The 6,659-nt window shown below is 32.2% G+C and carries 6 protein-coding genes; 5 read left to right on the top strand and 1 reads right to left on the bottom strand.

The genetic code is table 11. The annotated features are described in order from the left end of the window. A partial coding sequence (locus tag P8H50_RS07200) for a T9SS type B sorting domain-containing protein (protein ID WP_300207168.1) occupies positions 1-186 on the top strand: 186 nt, incomplete at its 5' end. Between the two features lie 65 nt (positions 187-251). After that, positions 252-983 (top strand): hypothetical protein, encoded by a 732-nt coding sequence (locus P8H50_RS07195; protein ID WP_300207166.1) that lies wholly within the window; start codon positions 252-254, stop codon positions 981-983. A 9-nt stretch (positions 984-992) separates the two neighbouring features. Here P8H50_RS07195 and P8H50_RS07190 read toward each other — a convergent pair whose 3' ends face one another. Further along, positions 993-1,517, bottom strand: a complete 525-nt coding sequence (locus tag P8H50_RS07190; protein ID WP_300207181.1) for a hypothetical protein — start codon at positions 1,515-1,517, stop codon at positions 993-995. Between the two features lie 276 nt (positions 1,518-1,793). Between P8H50_RS07190 and uvrA the strand changes: the two genes are divergently transcribed. The 3 genes from uvrA to P8H50_RS07175 are packed head-to-tail and all read left to right on the top strand — an operon-like array spanning position 1,794 to position 6,642. Then, positions 1,794-4,625, top strand: a complete 2,832-nt coding sequence (gene uvrA / locus P8H50_RS07185) for an excinuclease ABC subunit UvrA (protein WP_300207164.1) — start codon at positions 1,794-1,796, stop codon at positions 4,623-4,625. A gap of 30 nt (positions 4,626-4,655) precedes the next feature. Then, entirely contained in the window at positions 4,656-5,345 is a 690-nt protein-coding gene (locus P8H50_RS07180; RefSeq protein WP_300207162.1) for a TIGR00730 family Rossman fold protein, read from the top strand. Between the two features lie 22 nt (positions 5,346-5,367). Then, entirely contained in the window at positions 5,368-6,642 is a 1,275-nt protein-coding gene (locus P8H50_RS07175) for a hypothetical protein (protein ID WP_300207159.1), read from the top strand. Positions 6,643-6,659: the final 17 nt, after the last annotated feature.

Genomic DNA, 6,659 nt, shown 5'->3' with positions numbered 1-6,659 from the left:
GTAATATATATATTTGATCGTTATGGCAAACTCTTAAAGCAATTAAGCCCAACAGGCGCAGGGTGGGATGGAACCTACAATGGTAACCCAATGCCAACAAGCGACTACTGGTTTACAGTAGAATACAGAGAACCAACTACTAATGAAAAGAAAACCATAAGAGCGCATTTTACACTAAAAAGATAAAATAAAACGCCTAAACGAAAGTTTAGGCGTTTTGGGTAATGATTTGGTTGCTAAAATTAAATTTAATGAGAAAAAAGAAAAAACTAACGCTCAAAAGAGTATTAAAAATAGTAACAGGAATAATAATCTTCATTACGTTACCATCACTTTTACTATTTGGATTTTTATATTTTAAGTATAATGAAGTCTTACCTGTTGGAGCAAAAACAGAACAAGCAGATGTACTTGCAAAAAGAATGCTTGATGCATTAAATTATGACGCCTATAAAACAACAGATTATATAGAATTTACTTTTAAAAAGCGTCATCATTATAAATGGAATAAGACTAAAAACACCTGCGAAGTCTATTGGAAAAACTACAAAGTATATTTAGAATTGAATGACAACTCTAAAAGCGAAGCTTTTAAAAATGACTTAAAAATTGAAGGTAAAGATACTCAAGAGCTAATAGAGAAAGCAATAAGCTACTTCAACAACGATACATTCTGGCTAGTAGCACCTTACAAAGTGTTTGATCAAGGCACAAAACGTAGTTTAGTAACTTTAGAAAACGATGAAATAGCTTTATTAGTCACTTACACTACTGGTGGCTCTACTCCTGGAGATTCTTATTTATGGCATTTAGATGAAAAAGGAAAGCCAAAAAGTTTTCAAATGTGGACGTCTATTTTACCAATAGATGGCTTAGAAGCAACTTGGAGTCATTGGACGACTACCGAAACTGGAGCTATGTTACCAACGTTTCATAAAATGCTGGTTTTAGGATTGGAGATTGATGTGATTAAGACTAAATAGATAACTTTACTACTTAGATTTCTGCCCAACAAACTGCTGTTCCTTCAACTTAAACAACACGTTAAAAGTAGTTAAACTCCCATAAATACGAGTAATGTATTGCTGCAAATCAATCTTTTCATGCTCTTCAAGAGTACTAGAATTTACTTTTTGTTCCATAACACGTAAACGATCTCGAACCATTGTTATTTTATGAAAGAAATCTTCAATTTTAACCTCTTTACTCTTCAAATTAGTATCTGCAGGTTCTAAAATAAGTTTAACACCTTTCCATTTGTCACCAATATGTACAATTTCAGTAACGTCGCTATACTTTTTTAAAATACGAACCAAGCTACTTTCTACATCAAAAAAACTTACCGTATCGACTTCGTTTTCGGCAGCTTCAATAATGTCTATGTCTTCATCAAGCGAAATGGTTTCTAATCCGTTTTCAATAAACGTAACCCAGTACTGCTGATTATCAACATTAGTAACTACTCCTTTTCCGTGTTCTTTATGGCTTATTCTTGAGCCTATTCCTAGTATTTTAATAATTATTGCTTTTACTTTTGTCTCCTCAACTGCTTTTTAAAGCAAAAAAATATCGAAAAGCTTTCATTTTTCAAAAAACAAAACGGTTCTCCAAACAATTCTAATTAAAAACAGAACCACTCGAACAGACAAAAAAATTGAAAATCGAAGTTAAAAATTAAATCGCAAAACCCATATTAATTTTAATAAAATCCTAACTAAATCCATTTTACATTGATAAGCTAAAACCGTAACTTCGCAAATCTGTTTAAAAAGAGACGAAATTTTGCGATTACTATGACAAATTTTGAGGAAAACATTGAGGTACAAGGTGCCAGAGAACATAATCTAAAAAATATAGATGTTACCATTCCACGTGAAAAACTAGTAGTTATTACAGGTTTATCTGGTAGTGGAAAATCATCATTGGCTTTTGATACGATTTATGCGGAAGGACAACGTCGTTATATAGAAACATTTTCGGCTTATGCTAGACAGTTTTTAGGTGGATTAGAACGTCCTGATGTAGATAAAATCGATGGACTTTCTCCTGTGATTGCTATTGAACAAAAAACCACGAGTAAATCGCCAAGATCTACTGTTGGTACCATTACAGAAATTTACGACTTTTTACGTTTGCTTTATGCAAGAGCCAGTGATGCTTACAGTTACAACACTGGAGAAAAAATGGTGAGTTATAGCGATGAGCAAATAAAATCACTAATTATTGAAAGCTATAAAGGCAAAAAAATAAATATATTATCTCCTGTTGTGCGATCTCGTAAGGGACATTATCGTGAGTTGTTTGAACAAATTGCAAAACAAGGTTTTGTTAAGGTAAGAACAGATGGAGAGCTTAAGGATCTAGTTAAAGGTATGAAGTTAGATCGATATAAAAATCATGATATTGAAATTGTAATTGATAGACTTAAAATTGACGACACCATTACTAATGATAAACGCTTAGACGAATCCATAAACACAGCAATGTATCATGGTGATGATATTTTAATGGTTATAGACCAAGACACTCAAAAGGCACGTTATTTTAGTAGAAGTTTAATGTGTGCGAGTACTGGAATTTCATATCCTAACCCAGAACCTAATAATTTTTCTTTCAACTCTCCAAAAGGCGCTTGTAGCAATTGTAATGGTATTGGTAATTTATATCAAGTTAATGAGAATAAAATAGTTCCAGACGATGGTTTGTCTATTAAAAATGGTGCTTTAGCACCTCATGGACCAGAAAAGAAAAGCTGGATTTTTAAGCAGCTAGAACTCATTGCAGAGCGTTTTAACTTTAAAATGACAGATGCTTATAAGGATATCCCGAAAGAAGCAAAACAGATTATTTTGTATGGAGGAAACGATAAGTTTTCTGTAGAAAGTAAAACACTTGGTGTTACAAGAGACTATAAAATAGATTTTGAAGGTGTTGCTAATTTTATAGACAATCAATACAAAAATGCAGAATCTACCTCATTAAAACGTTGGGCAAAAGAGTATATGGACAAAGTAGAATGTCCTGTTTGTGAAGGCTCTCGTTTAAGAAAAGAATCGCTTTACTTTAAAGTTGCTGGACAAAATATTTCAGAATTAGCAAATAAAGACATTGTTGATTTAGCTGAATGGTTTAATGGATTAGAAAAAAGCCTTTCAGAAAAACAAATTAAAATAGCCGAAGAAATAATTAAAGAAATAAAAGTCCGACTTCAGTTTTTATTAGATGTTGGTTTAAACTATTTATCTTTAAATCGCAGCTCTAAATCGCTCTCTGGTGGAGAAGCACAACGCATTCGTTTAGCAACACAAATAGGCTCGCAGTTGGTTGGAGTGCTATATATATTAGATGAACCAAGTATAGGTTTACACCAACGCGATAACGAAAAACTAATAAATTCATTAGTTGCTTTACGAGATATTGGAAACTCTGTAATTGTTGTAGAACACGATAAAGATATGATTGAGCGTGCAGACCATGTTATAGATATTGGTCCACGAGCTGGAAAACATGGTGGCGAAATTATAAGTCAAGGAACACCAGAAGAGTTGTTAAAGGAAAAAACACTTACAGCAGAATATCTTAACGGTAAAAAGAAAATTGAAGTCCCAAAAACACGTCGAGAAGGCAATGGAAAATATATTGAACTTAAAGGCTGTACAGGTAATAACCTAAAAAATGTTTCGGTTAAATTACCTTTAGGAAAAATGATTGGTGTTACAGGTGTTTCAGGAAGCGGAAAATCGACTTTAATTAACGAAACCCTCTATCCTATTCTTAATACTTATTACTTTAATGGTGTTAAAAAACCAATGCCATATAAGAGTATAAAGGGTTTAGAACATTGCGATAAGGTAATCGATATAAATCAGTCTCCAATTGGTAGAACACCTCGAAGTAATCCTGCAACTTACACAGGTACTTTTGGAGAAATAAGAAGCCTTTTTGCTAAAATTCCAGAAGCCATGATACGAGGTTACAAACCTGGTCGTTTTAGTTTTAATGTTGCTGGTGGTCGTTGCGAAACTTGCAAAGGTGGTGGATTACGTGTAATAGAAATGAATTTTTTACCAGATGTTTATGTAGAATGTGAAACCTGCCAAGGCAAACGTTTTAATCGTGAAACTTTAGAAATTCGTTACAAAGGAAAAAGTATAAGCGATGTTTTAAACATGACCATTAATGAAGGTGTAGACTTTTTCGAGAACATTCCTAAAATCTATAAAAAACTTAAAACTATTAAAGATGTAGGCTTGGGTTACATTACCTTAGGACAACAAAGCACCACTCTCTCAGGAGGAGAAGCGCAACGTATTAAGCTTGCAACAGAATTAAGTAAACGCGATACTGGAAACACATTTTATATATTAGACGAACCAACCACTGGATTGCATTTTGAAGACATTCGCGTGTTAATGATCGTTTTAAATAAATTAGCTAACAAAGGTAATACTGTGTTAATTATTGAACACAATTTAGATGTTATAAAAACGGTCGACCATATTATAGATGTTGGTTACGAAGGTGGTCAAGGTGGAGGACAAATAATTGTTGAAGGCACACCAGAACAAGTAGCAAAACATAAAAAAAGTTATACCGCTAAATTTTTAAAAAAAGAACTAAATTAGCAAGTTGAAGAATACTGAATACACAATATTATGAGAGAAGAACATCACCACAAAGGTTGGAATGAAAATAAAACAAACGATTCCTGGGCAATCTTCAAGATTATGGGAGAGTTTGTTAACGGATTTGAAAAAATGAGTCAAATAGGACCATGTGTCTCTATTTTTGGTTCTGCAAGAACAAAACCAGACCATATATATTACAAACTAGCAGAAAGCGTTGCAAAAAGCATTTGCGAAGCTGGTTATGGTGTTATTACAGGTGGTGGTCCTGGTATAATGGAAGCTGGAAATAAAGGTGCACATTTGGCTGGAGGAACTTCGGTAGGATTAAATATAGACTTACCTTTCGAGCAACACGACAATCCTTATATAGATAATGATAAAAGCTTAGATTTCGACTATTTCTTTGTTAGAAAGGTAATGTTTGTAAAATACTCTCAAGGTTTTGTAGTTATGCCAGGAGGATTTGGAACTTTAGACGAATTATTTGAAGCCATTACTTTGATTCAAACCAATAAAATAGAAAAATTCCCAATCATTCTAGTAGGTACAGATTTTTGGTCTGGATTAATGGATTGGATAAAAGAAACAATGTTAGATAAGTTTAGCAATGTAAGTCCTGGAGATATAGATTTAATTCATTTAGTAGATACAGAAGAAGAAGTTGTAAATATCTTAGATTCTTTCTATAAAGAATATGGCTTAAGTCCTAATTTCTAATACTGTTCAAGTCGGTTAAATAATGAAAAGTAAATTGTCCATAATTCTGTTTTTTATTGCCTTAAGTTGCAATATTTCTTTTGCTCAAGAAACGTTTAAAGCTATGTTTTATAACTTGCTTAACTTTCCTTTGCAAGAGCCTGCTGCCTCAAGGTTAAATGAGTTAGAGACTGTTTTATCTCATTATCAACCCGATTTATTTATGGTTTGCGAACTTAATAATGTTAGTGGAGCTACTACCATATTAAATATGATGAAGCAAAGTATTAATGTTAATTACGAAATGGCAAATTTTGTATTAAACACATCAGACGATACCATAAGCGACCAAAACGATTTACAAAACCTAATATATTACGACAGTTCTAAATTTAACTTAGAATCTCAAACAGAAGTAACAACCATTTATAGAGATTTTAATCACTATATTTTAAAGCTTAACACAGTTAATCAGGTAACAAATCCAATTCTATTAAATGTAATCGTTGGACATTTAAAAGCTTCTAGTGGAACAGATAATCAAGCGCTACGCTTTCAAATGGCTCAAGATTTAACTACATATTTAGATACCTTTTCAAGTTCAGAATATGTGTTATTTGGAGGCGATTTTAATTTTTACACATCTAGTGAAGCAGGTTTTCAAGAATTTTTAAACACCAATAACAACATTACTTTTATAGATCCTGCAAACCGTATTGGCAGTTGGCATAATAACACTAGTTATGTAGATGTATTTACACAATCTACCAGAACCACAACTTCGTTAGGAGGTGCTGCTGGAGGCTTTGATGATCGTTTTGATTTTATTCTAACCTCAGATAACATGCAAAATAATCCAGAATTGCAATTCGAAAATGGTAGTTATAAAGTATTTGGAAACAATTCAAATATTAATTGTTATAATAGTGCTATTAATTCTACAGATTGTGATGGGACAGATTATAGTTTTGCCATTAGAAATGCACTACACAATTTTAGCGATCATCTTCCCGTTACTATAAATATCACAACTACAGAAAGCCTTTTAAATGTTAATGAATTTACAGAAAGTGAAATAACCTTTAAAATATTAGGAACAAATATTGTTAACAACCAGCTTAAAATTAAAGCAAACAGAAAACCAACTTTTTCTAATTACGTAAGTATATCTAATACCATTGGGCAAACCATAGATGTAATTTCTATAAAAGACAATGAAGAATTAATTATTAATACTTCTTCATATTCAAACGGAATGTATTATGTTGTACTAAATGGTGTAAATGTTAAACCTTTAAAATTTGTAAAAGTCAATTGAATCTAAAATTCACTTCA

The sequence above is a fragment of the Lacinutrix sp. genome, from assembly GCF_029238095.1.
Taxonomy (GTDB): Bacteria; Bacteroidota; Bacteroidia; order Flavobacteriales; family Flavobacteriaceae; genus Lacinutrix.
The sequence above is the reverse complement of the archived record's forward strand: the minus strand, read 5'-3'. Positions and strand labels throughout refer to the sequence as shown.